The 26,324-nt window shown below is 50.7% G+C and carries 22 protein-coding genes; 14 read left to right on the top strand and 8 right to left on the bottom strand.

Annotated elements, in window-relative coordinates; all coding sequences use genetic code 11:
- A partial coding sequence (locus tag ACESLU_RS02620) for a hypothetical protein (RefSeq protein WP_372634717.1) occupies positions 1–100 on the bottom strand: 100 nt, incomplete at its 3' end.
- A 487-nt stretch (positions 101–587) separates the two neighbouring features.
- On the opposite strand from ACESLU_RS02620, the gene ACESLU_RS02615 reads away from it, so the two are divergent.
- From ACESLU_RS02615 to ACESLU_RS02595, 5 genes are all read left to right on the top strand, one after another.
- Positions 588–821, top strand: coding sequence for a hypothetical protein (locus ACESLU_RS02615; RefSeq protein WP_372634714.1), 234 nt, complete (start codon positions 588–590; stop codon positions 819–821).
- Positions 821–2,299, top strand: a complete 1,479-nt coding sequence (locus ACESLU_RS02610) for a sodium:solute symporter (protein WP_372634713.1) — start codon at positions 821–823, stop codon at positions 2,297–2,299. The genes ACESLU_RS02615 and ACESLU_RS02610 overlap by 1 nt, the downstream gene beginning before the upstream one ends.
- Complete coding sequence (locus tag ACESLU_RS02605; protein WP_372634710.1) at positions 2,299–2,997, top strand: RluA family pseudouridine synthase; 699 nt, start codon at positions 2,299–2,301, stop codon at positions 2,995–2,997. The genes ACESLU_RS02610 and ACESLU_RS02605 overlap by 1 nt, the downstream gene beginning before the upstream one ends.
- A gap of 6 nt (positions 2,998–3,003) precedes the next feature.
- The gene (locus ACESLU_RS02600) at positions 3,004–3,879 is read left to right on the top strand and encodes a class I SAM-dependent methyltransferase (RefSeq protein WP_372634707.1); all 876 of its coding nucleotides are present in this window, start codon (positions 3,004–3,006) and stop codon (positions 3,877–3,879) included.
- A gap of 132 nt (positions 3,880–4,011) precedes the next feature.
- Entirely contained in the window at positions 4,012–4,287 is a 276-nt protein-coding gene (locus tag ACESLU_RS02595; protein ID WP_372634704.1) for an anti-sigma factor, read from the top strand.
- A gap of 88 nt (positions 4,288–4,375) precedes the next feature.
- Here the strand turns inward: ACESLU_RS02595 and rmuC are convergent, their stop codons facing one another.
- Positions 4,376–5,776 carry a DNA recombination protein RmuC gene (gene rmuC, locus ACESLU_RS02590; RefSeq protein WP_372634701.1) on the bottom strand — a complete coding sequence of 467 codons (1,401 nt, stop codon included), beginning with the start codon at positions 5,774–5,776 and terminating at the stop codon, positions 4,376–4,378.
- Positions 5,777–6,613: 837 nt separating this feature from the next.
- Between rmuC and ACESLU_RS02585 the strand changes: the two genes are divergently transcribed.
- Positions 6,614–8,095, top strand: coding sequence for a diadenylate cyclase (locus tag ACESLU_RS02585; RefSeq protein ID WP_372634698.1), 1,482 nt, complete (start codon positions 6,614–6,616; stop codon positions 8,093–8,095).
- A gap of 69 nt (positions 8,096–8,164) precedes the next feature.
- Positions 8,165–8,857: an SIMPL domain-containing protein gene (locus ACESLU_RS02580; RefSeq protein ID WP_372634695.1), complete on the top strand. Its 693-nt coding sequence runs from the start codon at positions 8,165–8,167 to the stop codon at positions 8,855–8,857.
- Between the two features lie 10 nt (positions 8,858–8,867).
- Here ACESLU_RS02580 and ACESLU_RS02575 read toward each other — a convergent pair whose 3' ends face one another.
- Positions 8,868–9,506, bottom strand: coding sequence for an arylesterase (locus ACESLU_RS02575; RefSeq protein ID WP_372634692.1), 639 nt, complete (start codon positions 9,504–9,506; stop codon positions 8,868–8,870).
- Positions 9,507–9,783: 277 nt separating this feature from the next.
- Here ACESLU_RS02575 and ACESLU_RS02570 point away from each other — a divergent pair, with 277 nt between their 5' ends.
- The 7 genes from ACESLU_RS02570 (at position 9,784) to ACESLU_RS02540 (ending at position 19,236) form a co-directional block, all read left to right on the top strand.
- On the top strand, positions 9,784–10,506 hold the full coding sequence (locus tag ACESLU_RS02570; protein WP_372634689.1) for an ABC transporter ATP-binding protein: 723 nt from the start codon (positions 9,784–9,786) through the stop codon (positions 10,504–10,506).
- Positions 10,507–10,534: 28 nt separating this feature from the next.
- On the top strand, positions 10,535–13,084 hold the full coding sequence (locus tag ACESLU_RS02565) for an ABC transporter permease (RefSeq protein ID WP_372634686.1): 2,550 nt from the start codon (positions 10,535–10,537) through the stop codon (positions 13,082–13,084).
- Between the two features lie 314 nt (positions 13,085–13,398).
- Entirely contained in the window at positions 13,399–14,034 is a 636-nt protein-coding gene (locus ACESLU_RS02560; RefSeq protein ID WP_372634683.1) for an OmpA family protein, read from the top strand.
- A 131-nt stretch (positions 14,035–14,165) separates the two neighbouring features.
- The gene (gene corA, locus ACESLU_RS02555; RefSeq protein WP_372634680.1) at positions 14,166–15,272 is read left to right on the top strand and encodes a magnesium/cobalt transporter CorA; all 1,107 of its coding nucleotides are present in this window, start codon (positions 14,166–14,168) and stop codon (positions 15,270–15,272) included.
- Between the two features lie 53 nt (positions 15,273–15,325).
- Positions 15,326–16,219, top strand: coding sequence for a universal stress protein (locus ACESLU_RS02550; RefSeq protein ID WP_372634677.1), 894 nt, complete (start codon positions 15,326–15,328; stop codon positions 16,217–16,219).
- Between the two features lie 2 nt (positions 16,220–16,221).
- A complete protein-coding gene (locus ACESLU_RS02545) occupies positions 16,222–17,208 on the top strand; it encodes an endonuclease/exonuclease/phosphatase family protein (RefSeq protein WP_372634674.1) in 987 nt (328 codons plus the stop codon).
- Between the two features lie 213 nt (positions 17,209–17,421).
- Complete coding sequence (locus ACESLU_RS02540; RefSeq protein ID WP_372634671.1) at positions 17,422–19,236, top strand: SLC13 family permease; 1,815 nt, start codon at positions 17,422–17,424, stop codon at positions 19,234–19,236.
- A 149-nt stretch (positions 19,237–19,385) separates the two neighbouring features.
- On the opposite strand, the gene ACESLU_RS02535 is transcribed toward ACESLU_RS02540, so the two are convergent.
- The 5 genes from ACESLU_RS02535 to ACESLU_RS02515 all read right to left on the bottom strand — a co-directional run.
- Positions 19,386–21,170, bottom strand: coding sequence for an ABC transporter ATP-binding protein (locus ACESLU_RS02535; protein ID WP_372634668.1), 1,785 nt, complete (start codon positions 21,168–21,170; stop codon positions 19,386–19,388).
- Positions 21,171–21,182: 12 nt separating this feature from the next.
- Positions 21,183–22,415: a ribonuclease Z gene (rnz, locus tag ACESLU_RS02530; protein WP_372634665.1), complete on the bottom strand. Its 1,233-nt coding sequence runs from the start codon at positions 22,413–22,415 to the stop codon at positions 21,183–21,185.
- A 79-nt stretch (positions 22,416–22,494) separates the two neighbouring features.
- Entirely contained in the window at positions 22,495–24,297 is a 1,803-nt protein-coding gene (locus tag ACESLU_RS02525; RefSeq protein WP_372634662.1) for an ABC transporter ATP-binding protein, read from the bottom strand.
- Positions 24,298–24,356: 59 nt separating this feature from the next.
- A complete protein-coding gene (locus ACESLU_RS02520; protein WP_372634659.1) occupies positions 24,357–25,394 on the bottom strand; it encodes an NAD(P)/FAD-dependent oxidoreductase in 1,038 nt (345 codons plus the stop codon).
- 124 nt (positions 25,395–25,518) lie between these two features.
- The coding region (locus tag ACESLU_RS02515) for an acyclic terpene utilization AtuA family protein (RefSeq protein ID WP_372634657.1) at positions 25,519–26,324 on the bottom strand (806 nt) is incomplete at its 5' end.

The raw sequence follows: 26,324 nt of genomic DNA, 5'->3' as shown, positions 1-26,324 counted from the left end.
CATCATGTCCCCCGGAATCCTGGAAATACGATCGCACGCGGTTGCGCAGCCGTTTCGCCTTGCCAATATACAGCTTGCGGCCTTTGCGGTCTTTGAACATGTATACGCCCGGCGAAAGCGGCAGGTGATCGACTTTCTCTTTCACCTCTACGTCGGGACTGTGGGGGGTGCTCATGATGGCTGACGATCGACTATCATTCAAGAATTATGATATACCTGAATTTAAGGAGTCTGAACCTCGAATGGAAATGCGATCACCGCCGGAAAGATTCTGTTTGCATCACAAACCAAATTCATTACTTTTTGAAAACAGCGAGATAGCAAGGCCATTGGCTGAGATATATTATCCGTAAAAACAGCTGAAAGGGCACAATATTTTAATCGTGCACAGTCGCATATCAGGGGTCATTTGTTGGCTGTTTATTTACAGGGGCTTTGAAAAACCAGTCCCGAAGCATCGGGAAATATCAAAGCCTGTGCGCAAATGAAGAGATTGGTTAAAAGAACGGTTTTGCAAAGCTCTCTTATAGATGTTACAGGCTAAACACTACTTCACTTAACTATTTCTAAGACCACAACAGCTGGCGATGCGTTCACGAAAGATTATTTTCCTGGTACTTCTGTTTATCATACAGCTGAGTATTATCTGGCCGGTCTATTCGCTGTTTAGCGGCATTCACCCGATGATCCTGGGGTTCCCCCTTTCTTTTGCCTGGATCGTTGCGATGCTGTTTGCCTCTTTTTTCCTGCTTCTCTGGTATTACTGGAGCGATCCCGCCCGCCACCAAACCCGGACCTCCGACAAAGCAGGGGATCATTGATGGAAGACTGGATCGTCATTCTGGTTATCTGTGGGATCTACCTGGCCGTCACACTGGCGATGGGCATCATTCCCGGAATGAGGGTATCCGACAGCGTAACGGGCTTTGTGGCCGGCGATCGCAGCATGAACCTGCTGATCCTCTATTTTGTGATGGGAGCATCGGTCTTCTCGTCTTTTGCTTTTCTCGGGGGACCCGGATGGGCGTATTCCCGGGGGGCTGCGGCTTTTTATATTATCGGCTACGGCGTCACCGGCATGATCCCGATCTATTTTTTCGGTCCCAAGGTGCGCCGGCTGGGCGAGCGGTTCGGTTTCGTCACCCAGGCCGAAATCCTGCAGGATCGCTTTAACAGCAGGACCCTTTCCGTGCTGCTGGCCATACTGAGCATCGTCGTTTTTATTCCCTATCTTACACTCCAGATGAAAGGCGCCGGCTATGTGATCACCACCGTCAGCGAAGGCGCCATTCCCCAGTGGATGGGTGCCGGTATCGCCTACCTGGTGGTCCTGCTGTACGTCTATTTCAGCGGGGTTATGGGCGTGGGGTGGACCAACACCTTTCAGGGCCTGTTCATGATGGCGCTTGCCTGGTTTCTGGGGCTGTATCTCCCGTATAAGCTTTTCGGAGGCGTAGGCGCGATGTTCACCCAGATTGCCCAGAGTCCCGCCGTCTCGGAGTTCATGCTCCGGGCACCCGGACTCAATGCAGAAGGAGAACCGTGGAGCTGGTGGGGCTTCAGCTCGGCCGTCCTGGTTTCGGCGACCGGGTTCTCGGTATGGCCTCATCTCTTTATGCGGGCTTTTGCCGCCGACAGCGACCGGACGATGAAACTCACGGCCGTCCTCTACCCTACCTTTCAGCTGTTTCTGGTCCCCATCCTGATGATCGGTTTTGCCGCAATCCTGGTCTACCCGAATGTTTCCCCCGCCGACACCATATTGCCCTATGTACTCACGCAGCTCGATCTGCCGGTGGTTTTAGTCGGACTGGTCTTTGCCGGCACGCTCGCCGCTTCGATGTCGTCGGGCGATGCGATCCTGCATTCGGCCGCTTCGATCGGGGTGCGCGACGGACTTTCACTGTTTCTTCCCGATCGCCTGAAGACCGATCGCCTGGAACGCCGGTATATTCGTATATTAGTCGTAATCATCAGTCTCCTCGCCTATTATTTTGCGGTCATATCGGAGGTGCCGATCGTCAATCTCCTGCTGGGATCGTATGGCGGGGTGGCTCAAATATTTCCGCTGGTTTTCTGTATGTTCTACTGGCAGCGGGCCACCGGATACGGGGCACTGGCTGGACTCCTGGGCGGGGTGTCCGTCACGATTTTTTTCCTGCTCTATCCCGGGCTTCGTCCCTTCCCCATGCATGAAGGAATCTACGGGCTTATCGTAAATATTCCCCTGCTGGCCGGCGTGAGCCTCATGACCAAACCCGAATCGAAAGAACGAATTCAACGCTACAGCAACGCCTGATGAAATATACCCAGACAGATCCCGACATTCCGGTTGTTTTTGAGGACGAGCACCTGCTGCTCATTGACAAGCCGGCAAACGTGCTCTCGCAGGCAGACCATACCGGCGATCCGGATGTGCTGACGCTCTGCAAGCAATACCTGGCACAACAACGCAGCAGTAGCAGAACGCCCTACGTGGGACTCATTCACCGGCTCGACCGTCCCGTGGGCGGACTCATGCTGCTGGCCAAAACCCGCCGGGCCGCACAAGCACTGTCCCGGCAGATGCGCGACCGCACAGTCCAGAAAACGTACTGGGCGGTAACGGAGGGAGATCCGCCCCCCAATGGGGTCCTTACCCACCACCTGCTGAAAGATCGCGACAGGAATGTAGTGGAGGTGGTTTCTTCTCGACAGCGAAAAGCCAAAAAGGCGATCCTCTCCTTTGCCACCCTTGCACGCGAAAAGGAATTATGTTTACTATCCGTTCACCTGCAAACCGGGCGTCCCCATCAAATCCGGGTGCAGCTTGCGCACGAGGGCTATCCTGTCTGGGGCGACTACAAATACGGTTCAGGTCAGCCTGAAGGGCGCCAGATCGCCCTTCGGTCTGTGGAGCTGGCACTCAACCATCCCACAACCGGAAAGCAGCTGCAGTTTGAACGCCCGGTCCCCTCCCGGGAACCGTGGTCCCTGTTCTCCATAGCCCATTCTTAGCATCCCATGAACGCTGATCAACTAAGTCAATCTGCTGCCTTTATCGCCATTAAATTTTATGGCTTAACGAGAGAGGAGCAATTCAGCAACCTCTTCGATCCCGCTGTCATCAGCTTTTACGAAAGAGTTGTACAGTCGCTTCCGCCCCCGCTGCGATACTATCACTACTGGCTCCGGTTCCGCCCGGTACGCTCCCTGTATATGGCAGCCGAAGAGCTGTTTTTGCCCGGGGACCTTATGCACATTCTGGCGCGTAAATGGTATATGGAAGAAATGGCCGGCGATCTGGCGGATCGTGGATATGAACAAATGCTTGTGCTGGGCGCCGGTTTTGATCACCTGGGACTCCGGTATGCCGGCCGCGGTATCCCTGCGCTGGAGCTTGATACTCCCCGCATGGCTCAACTGAAAACGCAGCTTCTGGAGCAGTACTACGCGGAAAAGCCGCGGCCGGATATCCAGCCGTTCATGTTCCCCGACCATTCGCTTTCCGGCCTCCTTCAGCAGCAGCAAATACTGTCCCCGGATAAAAAGACGATGATCATTGCGGAAGGTTTTTTTGATTATCTCAATAAAGAGGCCGTGGGAGACCTGCTTTCAACCCTCCGCCGGTACTTTACCTCACCCGTCCTGCTCAGCACCCACTTCGCACTGGATGAACTTCCGCCCTTTCACCGCTTCATCTTTCGGTCCAGTCTGCGGATTGTCGGAGAAACACCGAAATTCGATGCTTCCATGGAGACATTCAGGGCGCTGCTGCACAATTCCGGCTTCCGGATACAAAAGGAATACAGCCTGCAGTCGATTTCTCAGGACTTATTATCATCTATAAGCGCCGATTTGCCGATACTGAAGGGATTTTATCTTTTTTCCGCCCGATAAATAATCAACTTTTAAAATAATTTCTTATAATCGATCATTTGAATTGGAACACTAATGAAATGCTAAATGTTGAAAAAAGTGAAACCAAGCCATTCTAATCTACCTAAAGCCATTCTCACGGTACAAAACATTATGAATAAAGAAGGCCTCACAAAATATGAAGCGCTTGAACTGATTACCCCCGTCGTGGACGATGAGGTAAGTGAGGAAGAACGCACCGCTTTCTTTAAGTACATTGCCACCCATGAGGATGTTCGAAGGAAATATGAATCGGCAAAGAATATCAAATCACTGATGGGTTCTCGCTGCCCCTGCGCCTGTGCGCCCGACGCCCTCCGGAAAGAGATCAAACGGCTGATCAACCAGCGGCAGGATATCGACCCACCCAATAACGATTCCATTTGTTGACAGCGGCAGAGATACAGCCAACAGAACAACATACTCATCCTCATCCCCATACGCCCGTGCCCGCGCTTTCCTCACGGATCACACCCTGTCACTGGATAGAGTCCGGTTCCTCGTTCCCCTCCCTGTCCTCATCCTCCTCTATATCCCTATCAATCCGATGGCGATCGGTCAGCTCGCCCGGCAGCCGCTTCCCCGTTTTGGCACCAAGTTCACGCAGCATCTCCACCTGGCGGACCATATTACCGCGACCCTCCGAAAGGCGTCCCATCGCCTCCTCATAACTCTCCCGGGTCTGGCGAATACGCTGACCGATATCCTGCATGCTTTCCACAAACAGCACAAACTTATCGTAGAGCGCCCCGCCGCGTTCGGCAATCTCCTGCGCATTCTTGCTCTGGTATTCCTGCTTCCACACGCTGTCGATGGTCGCCAGGGTGGCCAGCAGCGTAGAGGGACTGACCATCACGATATTCCGGTCAAAGGCATCGTAATAAAGACTGGCGTCCCGCTGCAGGGCCACGCCAAAAGCCGATTCGATGGGCACGAACATCAGCACGAAATCGGGACTGCTCCCCCCGTAAAGCTGCTCGTAATTTTTACTGCTGAGTCCTTTTACATGGCTGCGCAGCGAGCTGACGTGCTGCTTTAATGCCTGGCGGCGCTCTGCTTCGTCCTCGGCCGAAGTAAAACGCTCGTAGGCCGTCAGTGATACCTTGGAGTCGATGACCAGCCGCTTTTCGTCCGGCAGGTGCACCACCACGTCCGGGTGCAGCCGGCGCCCGTCGTCGGTGGTATGATGCTCCTGGATCTCATATTCCCGACCCTTGCTCAGCCCCGACTTTTCCAGGATGCGCTGCAGGATCACTTCCCCCCAGCTTCCCTGGGTCTTTGATTCTCCTTTAAGTGCTCTCGTTAAGTCCTTGGCCTCTTCTGCCATCTGTTGATTCATCTCCTTCAGATGCTTCAAATGCTGTTCCAGCGAACTGCGTCCCTTTATATCCTCCTTGTGCGTCTCCTCCACCTTCGTCTTGAACGCCTCCATTTTTTCCCCCAGCGGCTTCAGGAGCTGGTCCAGCTTCTCCCTGTTCTGCTCGGTAAACTTCTGGGATTTCTCTTCCAGGATCTTGTTGGCCAGGTTTTCAAATTCATCCTTGAACCGCTCCTGCAGGTTCTTCATCTCTTCTTTCTGCTCGGAGAGCCGCTCCTTCAGATTGCGGTAATCCGCATTGAGCGAGGCCAGCTGCTTTTCGGCTTCGCTGGCGCGGCTCTGCTCTTTATGGTAATTATTCTTCGCTTCGGAAACCTCGGCGTCCAGGCGCTCGTTCCGCTCCTCGAGCCGGGATATGATCTGCATCGCCTCCTCGCGCTCCTGCTCCAGGATATCGGCTTCTTCTTTGGTCAGCGGCTGACTGCTTTTGTATTTAAAATGGGCGATGGCGTAGCCAAGGATAAGTCCAACAAGGATAAACAGGATTGAGATCAGTTCCATAGTGTTATATATGAAAAATGGTTCAATGAAAAATTAAAAATAAAAACAGACAGATAGACTGGTGAGCCGTGACTCATTACGGAATGTCAATATCACAGTTCTGGCATCCAGTTTCCAGTGTGGATTGAATAAGATAGGCGGGCACGATGACAGCGTGGTGGCAGGGTTGCCGGTGCGCAGCTCAGGCGAAGAATGCCCAGGTGGCATTTTTTTGATCTCCCATTTTTACAATAGGAATCCTTTCGACCCTAATATATTGACACCGGACATTCAAGCATAAATAAATAAGGATGGCCGGCTAATTGATTGTCTAAAAATACTATTGTTTACTTTGTCCCCCTGATTCGACAAGTATGAACGTATAAAAAGCATTAATCCGATATCTCCCGGTAGTATTTTTTTCCATCAATCCTTTTATTACTCGTTATAAATTGCTTAATATATAATCCGTTGTGTGGTTAACTGACCAGACAGCGGGCTAACGGGAGTTCGTTCATTCAGTTCTCTACTGCAAGAATGTTTTTAGGTCTTGTGGGGATCCTGAACGACTATTGGGAACCCAATTGCTCAATGCGTTATATAATGAAATACAATGAGAGCATAAGCGAAACATTCAAGGATATAAGCAATTTTTAGCGTATTTTTCCTTGTCTGGCCGCGGTAACACAGTGTATGATAAAACGGCTATAAAAAAGAAAGATGGACAAGCTTGAGTTTGGTTATATCCACCCAGGGGACTGCTTTCAGCCCCCTTTCGAAATTTCGCTGTGACACCGGATTCGATTTGCATGCGTAAAACACTTTAAGTATTTCATAACTATTAACGGGGGAACCACCTTGATCGAGCCTGATTTTATATTACTGCAAAACATCCAGGATACCTTTAATACCTTCCTTCAAAATATCCGTATTGTCGATCTGCTGGATATTATTATCATCTCCTCTTTTCTCTATATCGTACTAAACTGGTTGCGCCAAAGTGCCTCGCGCCGCAATTTATTTAGCTTTTTAGTGATATTAATTGTGTATGTCATCGCCCGCTTTACCGGTATGTACCTCACGGAGCTGCTTATAGAAGGACTATTCGTTATAATCCTGATCGGTATTATCGTGGTATTCCAATCTGATATGCGACGGATTATCGACCGCATCAGCAACTGGCGGTTTTTCGACATCTCCCAGCCCGATTCTACGGATATTTCAAGCAGTATTATTACAGAAGCAGTGGCCAAGATGGCGGATCAGCGAACGGGAGCCCTCATTGTCCTCAAGGGCAGGGAAGACTGGGACCGGCATGTTCACGGCGGCATTGAGCTCGATGGCAAGATCACGATCCCGCTGCTCCGCAGTCTCTTTAATACCAGCGCTCCGGGTCACGATGGAGCGGTGCTCAGCGACGGACAGCGAATTTTAAAGTTTGGGGTCCACCTCCCCCTTTCGACCAATTTGTACAAACTGTCGCGGGGGGGCACGCGGCACACGGCTGCGCTGGGACTTTCGGAAAAATGTGATGCCCTGGTGATCGTGGTTTCGGAAGAACGGGGAACCATAAGCATTGCCCAAAACGGCCGGATCCGACAGCTGGAATCCCACAGCGACCTCAAAAAACACCTCGATGATTTTTGGGCCGAATATTATCAATCAAACACAACATCCTACAAACAATGGGGCGAAAGCCGCAGCCTGAAAACCGCCCTGGCCGCCGGGAGCCTGGCCTTTATCCTGTGGCTGTCCTTTGCCTATTCCTCGGAGACCGTATACAGAACATATGCCGTGCCCATTGAATACAGCAACCTGGAATCCACTCCTTATGCCCTCCAGGATACGGTGCCGCTGGAAGCGCGACTTACCCTCTCGGGGTCCGAGCAGGCCTTTCGCACCTTCGAACCCTCGGACCTGGTTATATCGTTTGACCTGGCCTCCGAGGAGGTCGAAGACCTTGAACTGGATATCGACAGCGACAATATCAACCTGCCGGCAGGATTACAGTTTTTCGAAGCTTCTCCACCTGCCCTCCAGCTTAAAAAGCAATTCTTTGTCCCTGCAGACGTCCCCGTAAAAGTACCCGTGACCGGCACCATTGCAGAGCACCTGCAATTTCAGTCTGTTGTCCCCTCTCCTGAAACCATAACCGTATTGGTAGATACCGCTTCGGCGTCAATCGACTCGGTTCTGACCGAACCCGTGGATCTAAGCCAAATTGAGGAACAGACCGTACAGCAAAAAATGCTCCAGCTGCAAGGAGACTCGTTTCGGCTGCCCGAGCAAACCTCCCCCAATATCAGCGTAACGGTAAACGTGCGTAAAATCCAATCATAATTCTTTCCTGTTCCCAGCGTTTGATAGTTATAATTGCCACCACCAAATCATCCATAAATCCTGTTTAATATGAGAATTTTTTCCTTATTCCTGGCTCTTTTTCTTTTTACCGGCGGAGCAATACAGGCTCAAGAAAACATAATCTCCATTAATTCCTCGGCCTCGGTTGAAATCCCGGCTGACCGCATTGCTTTTCATATCAACCTCAACGGCGAAGCGGCCACGCCCCGGGAAGCCTTCGATCTGCACAAGGAACGGGAAGAAGTACTGCTTGAGCTCCTGAAAAAGCACCAGATTGAAGAAGATGACATCAACATCGAACCGATTGCTATCTCCCGCACCAATGTCCACCGCGAAGACCAGGAGCCCCGTATCCGCACGCGCCAAAATGTCACGCTCACGCTTTCCGATTTTGACCGGTATGAGGAGATACAGATCGCTTTAATCGAGAGCGGATACGATGAATTTAACGGTAATTTTGTATCGTCTGAAGCTGAATCGGGAAAAGACGAAGCCCTTAAAGAGGCGTTGAAGACCGCCCGTGAAAAAGGGGAGCTGATCGCAAAAGAAAGTACCCTGAAACTGGACGGCATTCAATCGATTGACTTTTCCTATAACCAGTCGCCGCCCCGCCCGTTGATGGAGATGGCCGCTTTTCAGCAGGACCGGTCAAAGAGCAGCCTCATTTCAGAATACGGGCAGTCGGTAAGTGTTTCCGCCAGCGTGTCGGTCAAATACAACTTCAGTCCCCTCGAAAACTGAGGAAACTTCTTTATCTCTCCGACCGGTTCTGCCGTAAAATCGGCTCCAGGACCTCCCAGATGTTTTGTGCAACCACTTCATGTCCCTCTGCGGTGGGATGGATCCCATCGGACTGGTTTAACTCGTCGTTGCCTCCTACGCCCTCCAGCAGAAAAGGAATGAGCTCCACATCATGTTGCTCTGCCAGCTCGGGATACACCTGCCTGAACGCATCGGTGTAATCCGATCCTAGGTTAGGCGGCACCTGCATGCCCGCCAGCACAATGGCCGCATCCGAGTATTTCGCCCGAACCTTGTCAATTATCTTTTGCAAGTTACTTTTGGTAACTTCCGGATCAATGCCTCTCAGCCCGTCATTGCCCCCCAGTTCGAGAATAAATACGGATACCGGCTGCTTCAGCATCCAGTCAATGCGCCGAAGTCCCCCGGAGGACGTCTCCCCGCTGAGTCCCCCGTTAACTGCTTTATAATTCCAGCCTAATGAATCAATTTTTTGCTGAATCAGCGCAGGATAAGCTTTTTGCTTGTCAATCCCATGTCCCGCCGTAATGCTGTCGCCAAAGAAGAGGATACGGGACGGTTCCTCCTGGGCGGAAGCAGGCAGAGAGAAAAGAATAAGCGTAACAAAAAATGTTAAAAATCGTTTCATTAATCTGTTAATACGTATTTAAAAGTTATCTTTGAATATTCAGGAAACGATTTTCGCCGCAGAATGATTCAATGACCTGTAGCTATTCAAGTGCTTTCAATGCTTCCAAAAAGGCAACCGTACTGAATTGATGTTATGCCCATAGCAATTTCATTCCCTCACCGGGGTTGAACTCAGCACGGCGTAATAACGCAGTATAATAACCAAATGTATATTTTCAACCATCAGTCCGGGACGTTGCTGTTCATTAACTAATTTCCAGGCATTTATTATATTTATGGATTCAAATCCCATTTTAGAAGTTACCGATCTTACCCAGCAATTCAGAAGCGGAGACCGGCAGCTTACCGTTCTTGACCATATTACCTTTTCGGTGGAAGAAGGCACGACCTGCTCGATCGTGGGTCCCTCCGGCAGCGGAAAGACTACGCTACTGGGCCTGTGTGCCGGCCTGGACCGACCCACTGAAGGGGAGGTCACCTTAAACGATATCCCGCTGGGTCCGCTTAGTGAGGATGAACGTGCGGAAGTACGAAATAAGTATGTGGGATTTGTCTTTCAGACCTTTCAGCTGGTCCCCACCCTAACCGCTTTGGAAAACGTAATGGTCCCGCTGGAATTGCGGGGCCTCAAAACAATTGAGGTTAAAGAGGAGGCCCGGCAGCTGCTCGCGAAAGTCGGACTCGAAGAGCGGCTGCATCATTATGCTACCCAGCTGTCGGGAGGCGAACAACAACGCGTAGCTATTGCCCGGGCGTTCATCAACAAACCAAAAATTCTTTTTGCCGACGAACCCACCGGTAACCTCGATACCGACACGGGGAGCACCATTGAAAAGCTCCTCTTTGACCTGAACAAAATCAACGGGACCACGCTGATACTGGTAACCCACGATCTGTCGCTTGCCGAACAGTGCCAGCGGACGATCCATCTGAAAAACGGGGCAGTTGACCGGGACGAGTGGACCGGGCAGCCAAGGATGGAACAAGTTAACCGATAACGCGCCAATCACTTACAGTCACAAACTCATGTCTTCATTTTTTTCAAGCTGGTCCTGGAAGATGGCCTGGCGCGATGCCCGCTCCAATAAAAAGCGATTATTCGTATATATTTCAGCTATTATCATCGGGGTAGCCGCCCAGGTGGCCATCACCTCCTTCAGGGACAGCCTCAACAGTACCATCAACAACCAGTCCAAAGAACTGCTGGGCGCCGATCTCGAGATTGAGACCGAACAGCCTTTTCCCGATACCCTGCGATCCTATGCCGAGGCCCTGGGCGGAGAGCAGGCTACCATAACGGAATTCCCCTCCATGGTTTTTTTCCCCGGAAACGGGGCTACCCGGCTCTCTAACGTACGGGCCCTCGAGGGCAACTTCCCCTTTTACGGGACCCTGGAGACCCGTCCGTCCGATGCGGCACAGCAGTTCAAGACCGATCACTCGGCACTGGTTGACCAGACCCTTTTAACGCAGTTCGGCCTCTCCGTCGGGGACTCTGTCAAGATAGGAGAAGTCACTTTTCCCATCGGCGGGGCCATCACCAAAGTACCGGGCGAAGCGGCCGCTACCTCCCTGGTCGGCCCGCGCGTCTTTATCCCGCAGGCCCTGCTGGACTCCACCAGGCTGGTCCAGCGCGGCAGCCGGATCGAATACAAGCGTTACTTCAAGTTCGACGACAACCGCGATATGGAGCCGATCGAGGCAAAACTTGATTCGCTGGAAGACCATCTCCGTATCGATATCGACTATGAGACCGTCGAAGAACGGCGGGAAGAGATCGGGGAGGCGGTCGGCAACCTCGGTAAATTTCTGAATTTAGTCGGCTTCATTGCCCTTCTGCTGGGCGGCATTGGGGTAGCCAGCTCCATACACGTCTACATCAACCAGAAGATCAGTACCGCCTCCGTGCTCCGCTGTTTCGGGGCGTCGTCTGACCAAACGATGAGCATTTTTCTGATCCAGGCGGTGGTCCTTGGCTTTCTGGGCGCCCTTGCGGGTACCCTCCTGGGGGTCGGCATGCAATACCTGCTCCCCGCCCTGGTCAGCGATTTTCTGCCGGTGGATGTCGAGCTGACGATTTCGTGGCTTTCTATCGGACTCGGTCTCTTTACCGGTACCGGCGTGGCCCTTGCGTTTGCGCTCATGCCGCTGCTGGCACTCCGCAAGGCCTCACCCCTGTATGCCCTGCGCACCCTCGAGGAATCCATCACCTCGCTCCTCTCTCACAACGTTAAGTTCCTGATTTATGCCGTTATCGTACTCACGGTCTTCGGCTACGCAACGCTGCTGACCGAAAGCTGGAGGGTCGGGGGACTCTTTACCCTTGGTATGGTTGCGGCTTTTGGACTGCTTTTGCTGGTGGCCCGGCTCCTCATGAAGCTGGTGAAGCGTTATTTTCCCTCTCACTGGCCATACGTGTGGCGCCAGGGACTGGCGAATCTTTACCGTCCCAATAACCAGACGGCTACGCTGATGCTCTCGCTGGGACTCGGTATGCTGCTGGTCAGTACGCTTTATTTCAGCCAGGATATGCTGATGGAGGAGCTCGACTTCGCTACCCGCGATGACGCCCCCAACCTCATCTTTTTTGATATTCAGCCGGACCAGAACGAGGGACTCATTCAGCTGCTCGAGGAAGAGGGTTTGCCTATCCTTCAGAATGTCCCCATGGTAACGATGCGGCTGGACTCCCTCAGGGGACGCAGCACGAGGGCGATCGCTGACGACACCACCAGCGAGGTGCGCGGGTGGGCCCTCCAGCGGGAATACCGCTCCACCTACCGCGATTCGCTGGTCAACTCCGAAACGCTTCTAAAAGGAGAATGGACCGGGAAGGCCGATCCTTCGCAGGGCGCCGTACCTGTTTCGGCCGCGCAGGAGATTGCCGAAGACCTGGAGCTTGAAATCGGAGATTCACTGACATTTGATGTTCAGGGCGTACCCGTTCAAGCCTATGTGGGGAGTATCCGCGAAGTGGACTTCCGGCGGGTGCAGCCCAACTTCTTCATGCTCTTCCCCGCCGGCGTGCTGGAACAGGCTCCGCAAATATTTGTGACGGTCACCCGCACCCCCAACCGGGAGGTTACGGCCGGGACCCAGCAGGCCGTGGTACGGGACTACCCCAACGTTTCCGCTATTGATGTAAGCCGTATCCTGGAAACCATCAACCGGTTTATTGACGACATCTCCTTCGCCATCCAGTTTATGGCGCTTTTCAGCATTCTGACCGGGCTCATCGTGCTGGCCAGTTCGGTTGCGACCAGCCATTTTCAGCGGGTCAGGGAAAGCGTCCTGCTTCGTACGATGGGAGCCAGCAAAAAACAGATTATCAGTATTCTTTCGGTGGAGTACCTGTTTCTCGGACTCCTTTCCGCCTTGACGGGACTTATTCTCTCGCTAAGTGCCAGCTGGCTGCTGGGCTACTTCTATTTCGACATAATCTTTGTGCCCAACGTTTGGGTGATCATCATTGGTACGGTACTGATTACGGGACTGACCATCTTTATCGGCATGCTCAACAGCCGAAGTATCTACAGGCGAACCCCCCTCGAAGTGTTGCGCACAGAAACAACCTGATATGGTTGTTGGTGATTCAGACCCTTTTATGTCAGCTATCTCCTCCCAATGAGAATGCACCCACTCCGCTCTTTTGGAATTATTGGCCGGTGGCGGGTGTTTCTAAACCTCAGTTCTACAACGCGCCACCTTAGGCTGCGATAACTATTTTTTTCTGGCATCCGTAATATTTAGTCTTTTTACATTAAAAACAGGCATGGAACATCTGGTCCTTTTTGACCTATAATGCACTGATCCGTTTTGAATTCAAATAAGTTCCAACAGTTATGACTACATTTAAAAAAGGTACAGCAATTATCGTTTGTATTGGTTTAATGGGTTTAATGTTTCAGGGGTGTAAAAACTGGAGCAAAACTGCTAAAGGTGGCGCTGCCGGCGCCGGTGCGGGGGGACTGGCAGGGGCAGTTATCGGTAAAGCCGCAGGCAATACCGTGACCGGTGCGATTATAGGCGCTGCAGTGGGCGGAGCAGCCGGGGCAGCCATTGGTAATTATATGGATCGCCAGGCTGAGGAGATGGAAAGTGAATTGGAGAATGCCGAGGTTGAACGCGTGGGCGAAGGAATCAAGATTACTTTTGATTCCGGTATCCTGTTTGATTTCGACTCATATGAACTCCGGAGCGCCTCCAGGGAAAATATTGAGGAACTTTCCGATATTCTGCAAGACTATGAGGATACCGAGATCCTGTTTGCCGGACATACCGACAGCCAGGGATCTGAAGAATATAACCAGCAACTCTCGGAAGACCGGGCCAAGGCCGTTGCAAGCTATGCCTCGCAACAAGGGGTGGCAAGTGATCGGATGATTATCACCGGCTTTGGCGAAGAAGACCCGGTAGCGGATAACAGTACCGAAGCGGGACGACAGCAAAACCGCCGGGTTGAGATAGCCGTCTATGCCAATGAAGAGCTTAAGGAAAAAGCAAAAGAAGGAGAATTGGGAGGCTGATTATTCTCTCAACCCTTAGATTCGCAAGGCCCGTACCATCAATGGTGCGGGCCTTTTTTTGTGATGCTTGGAAATACCTTTTGTCTTGCACATATTATAGTATTCCTCATAATTCAAAGAGTATGGCAGGCATGGCAAAACAATTTATACATCCCTTGTCCCGGCGTAAAAGAAATAGTTCCCAAAAACCCGGCACCGCGCCGGGTACCGTGGAATATATGGGACACCAGAGAGTAGAGGAAGTACAGATTGCGCTTTATGATTATGACGAATCGCATGTCGACCGGCTTACCGTTACCGATATTGAAGAGTGCCGGCCTTACCTGGAAAATCCGTCGAAAACCTGGATCAACGTCAACGGTCTGCACGATACGGGCAAGTTAAAAACCATCTGGTCCTTTTTTGAGCTGCATCCGCTTATCCAGGAAGATATTGTAAATACCGGGCAGCATCCTAAAATGGAGGTCTATGACAACTGTATCTTTTTTGTTTTGCGGATGTTTTCCTATTCGAAAGAGCATAAATCGCTCCATTCCGAACAGATAAGTATTGTACTGGGACCCAATTATGTGCTGTCATTCCAGGAGACGGACAACAACCATTTTCAGCCGATCCTGGATCGTCTTACGATCAAGGGGGGACGCATGCGAGATCAGCCGGTCGATTACCTTGCGTATGCTCTGATCGATACGGTGGTTGATCACTATTTCACTGCCCTCGACCAAATCGGGGATACCATACTGAACATCGAAGAAGGTTTGTTTGAAAACGACGAAGAAGATCTGCTGCACCAGATTCATAAAGTCAGGCAGGAAACCGCCCTTTTTCGCAAAGCGATCCGGCCCCTGCGCGAGGCTCTTAACACGGCTTTACGAGATGAATCTCCCCTGATATCCGATCACACCAAACTGTTTCTGCGGGATGTCTATGACCACATTATTCAGGTAATCGATACCATAGAAAGTTACCGGGATATGGTCCTCAGCCTGCACGACCTGTACATGTCAAATATCAGCAACAAGATGAACGAAGTGATGAAGGTACTGACGATTATTGCCACGATCTTCATCCCCCTGACCTTCGTTGCGGGTATCTATGGAATGAACTTTAACCCCGAGGCCAGTCCCTATAACATGCCGGAACTCAACCTGTTTTGGGGGTACCCGGCCTCTCTGGTGTTTATGGCTGTTATTGCTGTAGGCATGGTGTTTTATTTTAAACAAAAAGGATGGCTTTAGCCATTATTGATTCATAATTTCCGTTAACTTTAATATCATATCATAACAATATTATGGAAAACATCAGAATTCTCGTGCCGCTCGACTTTTCCGAACTGAGTACCAGTGCACTTCATTCAGCCCGGCAGATGGCCCGGCTCTTCGAGGGTACCATCACCCCCTTTCACTCGTACCTGCCTCTTAACGAGGTAGACGGCGGACCATACATGTTCGGGGGCATGGGATCGACCGCGATTGACGATTACGAAGAAATTCAAACGGCCCTGAACAGCCGGCTGACTGAGCTGGGTGAAGAAAATGTCGATCCCTCGCTCCTCACCAAACCCCTCATATCCATCGGTAATCCGGCCCAGGCTATCGTCGAGGAAGCCAAAGATTTTGATATGATTGTAATGTCCACCCACGGGCGTACCGGTTTCTCACGCTTTTTTCTGGGATCCGTTGCGGAAAAAGTATTGCGCATGTCCCACCTGCCGGTGCTGATTGTCAATGAGGAACGGGAAGTTACAAACCTGAACCGAATCCTGCTGACGACGGATTTTTCGGACCATTCCAGGGCGGCGTTCCCCTATGCCAAAGAGATAGCCCTAAAAGCAAATGCAAAGCTGGAGCTTATCAATATCTTTGCCTATGATCCCGAACACGACAGTAATCCCGACAAGTCAAAAATTGAGCTTCGCAACCAGCGGCTGAAGGTCCTGGCCAAAGAGGAGCTCCATGAACTCGAAGACCTGATATCAACAAATGTGATCGTCTCGACGGACACCCCTCACGAAGCGATTCTCAACTATAACGCAGCCGACCCCTATGATCTCGTTGTCATGTCGACGGTGGGGCGAACGGGCATCGACTACCTGATGATGGGCAGCACGACGGCTAATGTAGCACGCCATGTAAAAAGTCCGGTCCTAAGTATTAATCCCAGACAACAGGCTGAAGCTGAATAACATTGAAAACCCGAACCATTGCGAATATACGATCCTTCTTTTTTCTTATAGCCGTCCTGTTTTTTTACAGCTGCGGAGCCCCGGGGTTTGAATCAGGGGAGGAAGATCCGCCGGGAGGGGAGATTCCACAAACAGAGCCTGTGGCTCCCGACGGCATCCTTGAAACCGTAACGTGGAATATTGAGTGGTATGGTGCAAACGACAACTTCCGGCAGACTAAAAACGCCGTTCGGGTGATGGATTCACTGGATGCAGACCTTTTTGCCCTCCAGGAAATTCACAGCCGCGAAGCCCTCGCTGTTCTGCTGGACCCACTTGCGGGCTATCACGGATTTACAGCCGAACACGTTAACAAGGGACAAAAAATGGCGTTTGTCTATAACACCCTCACTATCGATTCCCTGGAGGCCGGGGCTATTACGGATGTGCGGGAGGACTACCAACAAGGCTGGGAGTATTTCTGGGCCAATGGGCGGACGCCGCTGTATTTCCGATTTGACTATACCTTTGAGGAAACCACCATTGAATGTTATGCCGTTGTCGTTCATGGCAAAGCGAATACGGCCGATCACGGAGAATCCTATAAGCGACGTCAAGAGGCGGCAGAGGGACTCTTTTATTACCTGATGGATGAGGAACCCAATGCCAACATCATCCTGCTCGGCGACTTCAACGACGATGTGGATGAATCGCTTTATTACCATGAGCCCGGTAATTTGGCTGAAACATCCTATGACGAATTTGTAGAGCACTCCCAACACTTTGATGTGATCACCCACGTGCTTTCGCTCAATAAAGAATCCTCGTCCCTCAACTATATGGAGGAAGGCAACCTCATTGATCATATTGCCATTAGTGACGAGCTCTTTCCTTTTTATATAGGCGAAAGTGCCGCGGTCTATGACGCCCCGCTGAACTATATTACCAACTTTGAATCAACCACCTCCGATCACCTGCCCGTCTGGGCAAAATTTGATCTGACACGATAAACCAGCTGGCGTTTTTGCCGTTACCGGAAGTACCATTAAGGGATGAATGGTTAACATAAAAAATCTGTACGGGCTATAGGATTTTTTACTATGTTTTAGCCGGCTTATATTTGCGTTTTAAAACCATGACACCAAAAAACTTGCACAAGCCCATGTCAGCCATATGGGCTTAATCCTAACAAAACCAATCACGATTAACTTACGCTGTTTTTAATGGGATTTGATCAATTATTGATTTTAGGAGTATTGTTTCTCGCTTTTGTAGGGCTGGCTATTGATCTGTGGAGCCCGGATGCCGTTTTGCTGACCGCCCTGGCTGTGATCACCGTCAGTGGCGTCATTAGCCTCGATCAGGCTGTTGAAGGGTTTGGCAATACCACCCTGGTAGCCCTGGGAAGTTTATATGTTGTGGCAGCGGCACTGAGGGAAAGCGGGGCGCTGGACCGGGCAAGCGATTTTATCCTGGGAAAGGAAGCCAGAAGCATACAACAAATTTTGTTGCGGCTGTGTCCGAGTGTCTCCGCCTATTCGGCTTTTCTGAATAATACGCCAGTGGTCGCAATGGGCATTCCTGCTATCCGAAGCTGGGGACAGAAAAATAACATACTGGTATCGAAACTGCTGATACCCCTTTCCTATGCTGCTATTCTCGGGGGACTCTGTACCTTGATCGGGACCAGCACCAACCTGATCACGCACGGACTCCTGCTGAGTCATGGGTTTGAGGGACTTTCTTTTTTTGAGCTTGCCTGGGTGGGTGTTCCCTGCGCGATAGCGGGGCTTGTTTATCTCGTCTTTGTCTCTCCCCTCCTGACCCCCGCCCGGCGTGATATCCGGTATGAAGAGGAGCGACTCAGGGAGCTGCTGGTTGAACTCGAAATTACGGATGAAGCGACCGTCATTGGAAAAACCATAGAAGAAGCTGGCCTGGGGAGCTTCCCGGGCTTTTATCTTTCACGGATTAACCGTAACGACCGTGAAATTGCCCCGGTCCCCGAGAACGAGCAACTCCGCCCCGGCGACCATCTTTTTTATGCTGCTGAAGGAGGAATAGCAGCAAAAGCTCCTGAACTTGACGAGTTTCCCGGTCTCCGGCTCGCACTGCAACCCCCCAGAAATATTAAGCGGGAAGAAAAAAAAGACCGTGAACTTCATCAGGTGGTCATCAAAGAAGGTTCCCGGCTGGTAGGATCCACCCTGGAGGAGGCAAAGCTCCTCGAACGGTTCGGAGCAGCGGTTACCGGTGTCCGCAGAAGAGGTAAGCGTATTGACCAGCCCCTGGGCGAGTTCGTACTCCATGCCGGCGATCTCTTACTCCTTGACACCGGCCGTGCTTTCAGGGGTGCGTATGAGGATACCGAGGATTTTTTCTTGACCAGTGAGGCCGGCGGGGAAGCCCCCGGGGCCACAAAGGAAGCCAAAGAACATCGTCCCGGCGGAAAAGATCTCTACGTCTCCGTTGCCGTATTAATGGGCATTATAACGCTGGTGACGTTCGGCACCCTTCACATAGCGCTGGCGGGCATATTAGGCGTGGCTGTTTTGCTGGCGTTCAATGTTATCGAGGCCGGGGAAGCCCGGAAATCAGTAGACTGGACGGTACTGATTGTGATCGGAGCCGCTATCGGTTTGGGCCGGGCCATGGAGGTCAGCGGTGCCGCCGAAATCATCGGCCGCTGGATGGTGGAGCTGACCAGCGCCTATGGTCCCCGGGCCGTGCTGGCCGGCGTGGTTATTGTCACCGCTGTCCTGACGGAGGTCATTACGAATAACGGTGCGGTCGCATTGATGTTTCCGATCGCTTTATCGGTTGCGGAAACACAAGGTATGGAAGCCCGCGGTCTGATCATAGCCATTACCCTGGTAGCGTCGATGTCCCTGCTGACGCCCATCGGTTACCAGACAAACCTGATGGTATACGGTCCCGGTAACTACCGGTTTACCGACTTCTTCAAGGTGGGTTTTCCCCTGCAAGTCGTTCTTTGGTCGATTGTAATCATCCTGATCCCCTTCATATGGCCACTGTAGGCTCTCTCCCCTTGCTGGGCTGTGGGAGGGCTTTTGCAGCTGACGGACAAAAGCTGCGGATCCCCCTTAATGACAGGGATTAATTTGGTTATTTGGTATTTGGCCCTTAGCCTTACTTTTTACCGAAAGTCCGAGAGAGGGCAGCGGTGTCAGGCTGATTTGGTCGAGGGCACAAGCTCATCCTTATACTGCAGTTCATACAGCTTGCGGTAGATCCCTCCCTCTTTTTGAAGCAGCTCTCCATGCGTTCCTTTTTCCCGGATCTCTCCCTTGTGCATTACCAGGATCTGGTCGGCCTCGTGAATAGTCGACAGCCGGTGTGCAATGACGATGGACGTACGTCCTTCCATCAGCCGGTCACATACCCGGTTGACAATATCCTCCGTCTCGGAATCGACGCTGGAAGTGGCCTCGTCCAGCACCAGGATCGTCGGATCATATACCATTGCCCGGATAAAGCAGATCAGCTGGCGTTGCCCCATGGAAAGCGAAGCCCCGCGCTCACTCAGCTTGAAATTAAAGCCGCCGGGCAGCTTATTGATGAACTGATCGGCCCCCACGCTCCGGGCCGTCTCAATGACTTTTTGTTTAGAGATGTCCGGATTGCCCAGCGTGATATTTTCCATAATAGTACCTGAGAAGAGGGCATTATCCTGTAACACCAAAGCAAAGTTGGAGCGGAGTTCCTCTAACGAGAGACCCTGAATGTTCACCCCGTCCAGAAAAATGCTCCCCCTGTCAATATCATAGAAACGCATCAGGAGGTTGATAATCGTTGACTTCCCGGCCCCGGTTGCTCCCACAATCGCTATGGTTTCGCCCGGATTTGCTTCGAAAGAAACATCCTTAAGCACGGTTTCCTCTTCGTTATAGCCAAACCAGACCTCTTCAAAACGAATATGTCCCTCCGGCTCGGCAATATGTCGCGGTTGCACCGGATCGGTCACTTCATTGGTGGTATCCATCACATCAAAAATACGCTCTGATGAAGCCAGTGCAGACTGCAGGGTGTTAAACTTCTCCGAAAGTCCCCGGATAGGCCGGAAAAAGTCGCGCACGTATTGTACGAACGCCAGCAGGATACCAAAGGTAACCTGATCCATGACCGCCCGCCCGCCGCCGTACCAAATAACCAGGGCCATTGCCAGACTTGCTATTATCTCCACAGCGGGCCAAAAGATGGCGAAATAAAAAATAGTATCCAGGTAGGCGCCCTTATAACTGCTGTTGATATCCCGGAACTTGCTGCGCTGCCGCTTCTCTTTATTGAAGAGCTGTACCACGTCCATCCCGTTGATATGTTCCTGAACAAATGAGTTAAGCCGGGCGATCTGATCGCGGACATCCAAAAAGGAAACACGCACTTTAGCCTTGAATAAAAAAGTAGCATAAAATAACAGGGGAAGTACCGAGATTGCCACCAGCGAGAGCTCCCAGCTCATGCTGAACATAAAGTACAGGATGAAGAAGATACGGAACATATCACCCATAATATTGACGACCCCGTCACTCAGCAGATCGCTAAGGGCCTCAATATCACTGGTGGTACGCGTAATCAGCCGGCCGATGGGATTCTTGTCAAAAAACTGGACATGCATCGACTGAATTTTCTCGAAAACCGCATTACGCAGGTTATAAAGCGTACCCTGTCCGAACCAGCGCGTCAGGTAGGTATTAATAACCAGTATAATAAATTCGCCGACCAGGGCTCCCAGCAGGAGCACAATAATCCACAGCAATCCCTCGAAGTCATTATTTGCAATATAATCGTCAACCGCAATCTGGGTCAGTTTCGGACGTATGGTCCCCAGGAAGGAAGCCCCGAGCGTCAGAGCTATGCCCAGAACGACATACCAACGATAGGGTTTGATAAATTGATAAAGCCGTCGAAGCAGGTGCGAGTCGACGGCTTTATCGGTCTGCTTGTTACTCACGCTTCCATGGATTTAGAATCGGTCGAAATCGTCGAAGGGAGTACGGGGGGTGATTTGCTTGGGTTTACGTTCCTTGCTGTTGTCCCCTCCGTTTCCTCCACTGTTGTTATTGTTGTTAGAACTTCGCGATTTTCCGCTTCGTTTTTTACTGCTTTTTCGGCTCCTGCGTTTCTTTCCAGGTGAATTTTTACGTTTGCGCATGCGACGCTTTTTCTTGCCGCTGCTGCGTTTTTTTCGTTTTGACCCCTTATTCTTATTGCTGTTATTATTGTTGCCCCGGTTGATCTCTTTAATATAGACTTTGGGCTTGATGATGCCTTTTTCGTGGGCCGGATCAGTAAAAATCGGCCGCAATTCGGTGGCCACCCAGGTAGGGAAGAAATCATCACGGGCTTCTCGCAACAACACATACTCATTGGTATAACGAGCAGAGAAATGGGTAATCACCAAAAGCTTGGTTTTAGCTTCGTTGGCAACCCGGGCCGCGTCTTTGGCCGTGGAATGGCCGGTCTCTTCTGCCTTATCGGAAAGGCTGTCGCTAAAGGTGGCCTCATGGATGAGTACATTGGTATTTTTAGCCAGCTTCACCGAATTGGGACAGTATTTGGTATCGGTAATATAGGCAAAACTATCACCGGGGCGGGGATGACCCACAATGTCCGCGGATTTTACCACAGTGCCGTCTTCCAGTTCCACATCTTTGCCGGCCTTGAGGTCTTTATACTGCCAGTCTTCGCTGATGCCCAGCTTCTCAGCTTTGTCGGCATCAACCTTGCCCGGCAGATCTTTCTCCTGCAGGCGGTAGCCGATGCAAAACTTGGTATGATTAAGAGGACGTGCTTCTACATAATAGTCATCGGTATCAACAACCCGCTCTTCCTCAAAATCCTCCTCAACTTCAACATATTCGATTTCGTAGCTCAGGCTAATATTCGAAAACTCAAAATTCCATTCTACAAAATCTTTTATTCCGGTGGGGCCCACCAGTGTTATGGGGCGGTCGCGCCGTTGCAGCTGCAGGGTCGATAGCAGCCCAATCAGGCCGGAATAATGATCCGTATCAAAGTGAGATATAAAGATATAATCAATTTGAGAACGTTTTAGCCCCCCCTGTAACATTCGCATTTGGGCATTTTCTCCACAATCGAATAAGAAAACGCTGCCTTCTCTCCAGACGGCTATTGATGATAAATGCCGGGTTGCTGTCGGAGTTGCTGATGCAACACCTAAAGGTACAATAATCATGGGTTCTACTCCTGTGTTTTTTTAAATCATGCTACGGTCAAGCAACTTGATTTTATTGGTTGAATATTACTATTTGATTTTAAATTTCGGCCAACTCTTCTTCTATGAGCTGTTTATTATACATTACTGAATAACGACCTTCTTTTTCTAACAATTCCTCATGGGTTCCTTTTTCTACAACTGTTCCATCTTCGATATAGTATATAATATCTGCATCTTTGATGGTAGATATTCTATGGCTGATCATTAGTGTCGTTCTTCCCTTTAGCTCTCGTCGGAGATGTTGTAGTATAGACTCTTCGGTCTTGGTGTCTACCGCGCTTAATGAGTCATCTAATATAATAATTTTTGGATCCCGAATCAGTGCTCTTGCAATAGCGGTGCGTTGCTTTTGTCCACCCGAAAGAGTGATGCCTCTTTCGCCTAATATAGTCTCAAATTTATTTTCAAAATCCAAAATATTATTTCGGACTTGTGCTTTTTCTGCGGCTTTTTCAATCTCCTGCTGCGAGGCATCCCGGGTGCCGAAAGCGATATTTTCGCCTATGGTATCCGAAAACAGGAACGTATCCTGTGGGACAAGCCCGATACTTTGTCTCAAGAGTTCCAAGGGAATTGACTTTATATTCGTTCCATCAACTAAAATTTCTCCCTCTGTCACTTCAAATAAACGGGGAATAAGTTTTACAAGCGTCGTTTTTCCACTGCCGGTCCGCCCGACAATCGCCGCATTTTGTCCGGCTTCAATACGCATGGTGATGTTTTGCAGGGCATACTCTTCGGCGTCCGGGTATTTAAAAGATACATTGTTAAACTCGATAGTCCCTTCTATTTCATCAATATCGTGATCGGTAATCGATTTATCGGTAATATTAACCTCTTCCGTCAACATCTCGTCGATCCGCTTCCATGAGGCCATCGCCTGTTGAAACCGGTTAACGGTATACCCCAGCGACGCAACCGGCCAGGTCAGGTATGCTACGTATATTATATATTCCATAATATTGCCAACCGTCAGCGTGCCTTCAATCACCAGCTGTCCGGCTTTCCAAACGACAATAACAACCGAAAGTCCTATTAATAAGTTCAGCGTCGGGTGAAAAAGCGACTCGACCAGGTCGAGTCGTAGTTTCTTTTTTCGGTACCGCTCGCTTTCATTTTCAAATCGCCGGCGTTCGTACGCCTCGCGGTTAAATGCCTTAATAAGCCTGATGCTCGTAAAAGATTCCTGGGCGCGTCCCGCTATCGTCGAGTACTGTTCCTGTATAATCCGCGAATAGTCATTGATATAGCCGCTCACCCAATAAGCAAAAGCCGATAAAAACGGCAGCGGAAGCAGCGCCCAGAATGTTAATTCAGGACTCACAATAATCATCATCGTAATAATAAAACCCGCCCGCGTGATCGTATTAATGGTGTACATGTAAGCGGGACCAAAATACTCGCGCACCTTGGAGACGTCTTCGGTAGCCCTCACATAAATTTCCCCCGATTTATACGTGCTGTAAAATCGTTGCGGAAGTTTCAACAATTTATCGAAAATATCGTTGCGCAAGTCGAACTCTATCTTGCGGGAGGCCACAATAAGCGTCTGACGCGTAGCAAACAGCAGCACTCCGGATAAGATGACCGCTCCCACCAAAAGCAACGCATTCTTGGCCAAAAGCCAGCTGGCATCACTGCCGAAAAGCACCTCCAGGATGGTATCGAAACTTTCCGGGGAACGATCTACTTCAATCGCTGCCACCTGGTCGACGGTACGCCGCAGATAAACGGGAATCCATACCAGAAAAAAATTGGAGGCCGTCAAAAACAAAGAGCCCAGCAGTATCGTGCCCTTATATTTCTTAAAATAACTGTTTAACTTGCGCAGCGAACCCAATGGTCTCTTTTTTAACTATTTTTACGCTTTGTTCGGCCTTTGCTACAATAACAAATACATTACGCAACCGTAACGTCGCTATATTTATTGATCCAATATTCAGCCAGGTTATATCCTGACAGATAGGCACTTTCTAATGACCTGTTGCCAAAGTAGTTCCCTATTAACGCAAGAGGAGCATCAATCATTTCCAATTCCATAAAATATTCGTTAATAACATTGCGTGCCTTAAAGAACTTCCACCGGTGGAGATACGTCGACTCCGGCTGAAGCGCCCAGGGGCCGATGATTGATGACGCTTCATCCATCAGCCTTTTGGTCACCTCCTCATCGCGGACTTTTTCATTCTTTCTGAAAAAGCTGTGTGAGGAATGCAGCACCAGGCCCGTTCGGTCGTTTATCCCCCGCTTTGACGATTCATTGCCGATCCAGTCGACAGCGCTATGCTCGCACTCAATGCCCTTCCAGTCGGGTGAGGCCCGATTATAGGTAGCCGACAATGTGATACAATCATCATAATATACTTCATCGATCTCACGAATAATTTTGCGCGCAGCGGTTTCGTCCTGCGCCGTCTGGAGCACGCCATAAGCTTCGGGAGCCGGGGTGGCAATAACCACCGCGTCGCACTCAAACACGTTAATATCGGTCAGGTTGATCATCCACGACCGTTTTTTTTCCCGGTCGGGACCGATATACGTCAGTCCTCCCGCTTTTTCCTGGGGCTTTATATCCACCCAGCGACTCAAATAGTTGGCAATGGAGTGCATCCCGTTCGTCATGGCGTACTGCGCCAGCGGTGATGCATTGGGGTCTTCCTTATGGAACTGGTCGCCGTCGTACATGCTAAACTCCCTGGTCCATTCGCGAAGCTGTTCTTTCTCGCTCAACTCTTCAATAAACTCCCGGAAAGTGCTGGTCTCCGCAGAAAAATGAGAAATTCCATAGTCGAGAATCATTTCATCCAGTTCGACCGAGGCCAGCGTTCCGCCCAGCGACCGGTTCCGCTCGATAATTGTTACATCATGGCCGGCCTTTGCCAGCCGCATACCGGCAATAAGTCCTGAAAAACTTGCCCCAATTATTCCTATAACCATTTCTGAAGTAATAAAATTAAATCGTTATTATTTAATGACTGAAAATCCGAAATTTTCTGCCAAATTTCTAAGATCAATTTGCACGCTGCATGATGATCGCCCTAAACCCAGTGGCCGGCCTTCCTTACAGCTGAAACACCCGCACACGAGGCGATACAGCCTCTTTATCGAGCAGCGCCGGCCAATAGGCAACCACGCCGCTGGCCCGCGGCCGGCCTCCAGCATAGCCCGTAACTCCCCCGGGACCGGTCAAAATGAGCGGGGCTACTTCTTTCCCGAATCGATTTAAATCCTCTTTGCCCGGCCCCGACAGCGACACGCGCATCTGCACTTCGTCATGGGAGGCGTCAAGAAGATCCTCGGTCAGAGGCTGTTCATTGCAGCCATTCACTCCGATATATTCCACACGAAATTCCTCAAATTGTAATTCCAAAGCCTCTGCGCGCCCTCGTAGTATCTCTCCTGCTTTTTGCGCCTTCTTTAATGCTTTCGGCCACGAATAGACCAACGTGGACGAGAGTTTATACCCATCGCTATAGCTTGCGGATACTTTATAGGTGTCGGTGGGGGGGCGGCCCTGTATGCCCGAGACATACACCCGGTCGGGACCGGCGGCTTCAAGCTTTACCGAAGTAAAATCGGCTATGCAGTCCGGCGTAAGATAGGCTGAAGGATCTCCTATTTCGTAAATGAGCTGCTCTTTTACCGTTTGTTCGCTAATCAACCCGCCAGTCTCTTCATGCTTGGTCACATAAAAACTGCCGTCCGCCTTTGCTTCTACAATGGGAAAGCCGATCTCCACAAAATTTTCCACCTGCTCCCAGTCCGTAAAATTCCCCCCCGAAACCTGGGCGCCACACTCGATCAGGTGTCCCGCCACGATACCCGCCGACATCTTATCGGGATCCTCGAGAGACCAGCCGAACTCAT

The sequence above is a fragment of the Fodinibius sp. genome, from assembly GCF_041642155.1.
Classification (GTDB): domain Bacteria; phylum Bacteroidota; class Rhodothermia; order Balneolales; family Balneolaceae; genus Fodinibius.
Note: the sequence above shows the minus strand (reverse complement) of the source record. Positions and strands in the feature narration are given on the sequence as shown.

Excerpts from the sequence above, each read along its gene's own strand:
- ACESLU_RS02550 (WP_372634677.1), top strand. The coding sequence starts at position 15,326 with ATGGAAAACATCAGAATTCTCGTGCCGCTCGACTTTTCCGAACTGAGT.
- ACESLU_RS02575 (WP_372634692.1), bottom strand. The coding sequence starts at position 9,506 with ATGAAACGATTTTTAACATTTTTTGTTACGCTTATTCTTTTCTCTCTG.
- ACESLU_RS02600 (WP_372634707.1), top strand. The coding sequence starts at position 3,004 with ATGAACGCTGATCAACTAAGTCAATCTGCTGCCTTTATCGCCATTAAA.
- rnz (WP_372634665.1), bottom strand. The coding sequence starts at position 22,415 with ATGATTATTGTACCTTTAGGTGTTGCATCAGCAACTCCGACAGCAACC.
- ACESLU_RS02520 (WP_372634659.1), bottom strand. The coding sequence starts at position 25,394 with ATGGTTATAGGAATAATTGGGGCAAGTTTTTCAGGACTTATTGCCGGT.
- ACESLU_RS02615 (WP_372634714.1), top strand. The coding sequence starts at position 588 with ATGCGTTCACGAAAGATTATTTTCCTGGTACTTCTGTTTATCATACAG.
- ACESLU_RS02560 (WP_372634683.1), top strand. The coding sequence starts at position 13,399 with ATGGGTTTAATGTTTCAGGGGTGTAAAAACTGGAGCAAAACTGCTAAA.
- ACESLU_RS02580 (WP_372634695.1), top strand. The coding sequence starts at position 8,165 with ATGAGAATTTTTTCCTTATTCCTGGCTCTTTTTCTTTTTACCGGCGGA.
- ACESLU_RS02610 (WP_372634713.1), top strand. The coding sequence starts at position 821 with ATGGAAGACTGGATCGTCATTCTGGTTATCTGTGGGATCTACCTGGCC.
- ACESLU_RS02565 (WP_372634686.1), top strand. The coding sequence starts at position 10,535 with ATGTCTTCATTTTTTTCAAGCTGGTCCTGGAAGATGGCCTGGCGCGAT.
- ACESLU_RS02540 (WP_372634671.1), top strand. The coding sequence starts at position 17,422 with ATGGGATTTGATCAATTATTGATTTTAGGAGTATTGTTTCTCGCTTTT.
- corA (WP_372634680.1), top strand. The coding sequence starts at position 14,166 with ATGGCAAAACAATTTATACATCCCTTGTCCCGGCGTAAAAGAAATAGT.
- ACESLU_RS02605 (WP_372634710.1), top strand. The coding sequence starts at position 2,299 with ATGAAATATACCCAGACAGATCCCGACATTCCGGTTGTTTTTGAGGAC.
- ACESLU_RS02570 (WP_372634689.1), top strand. The coding sequence starts at position 9,784 with ATGGATTCAAATCCCATTTTAGAAGTTACCGATCTTACCCAGCAATTC.
- ACESLU_RS02595 (WP_372634704.1), top strand. The coding sequence starts at position 4,012 with ATGAATAAAGAAGGCCTCACAAAATATGAAGCGCTTGAACTGATTACC.
- rmuC (WP_372634701.1), bottom strand. The coding sequence starts at position 5,776 with ATGGAACTGATCTCAATCCTGTTTATCCTTGTTGGACTTATCCTTGGC.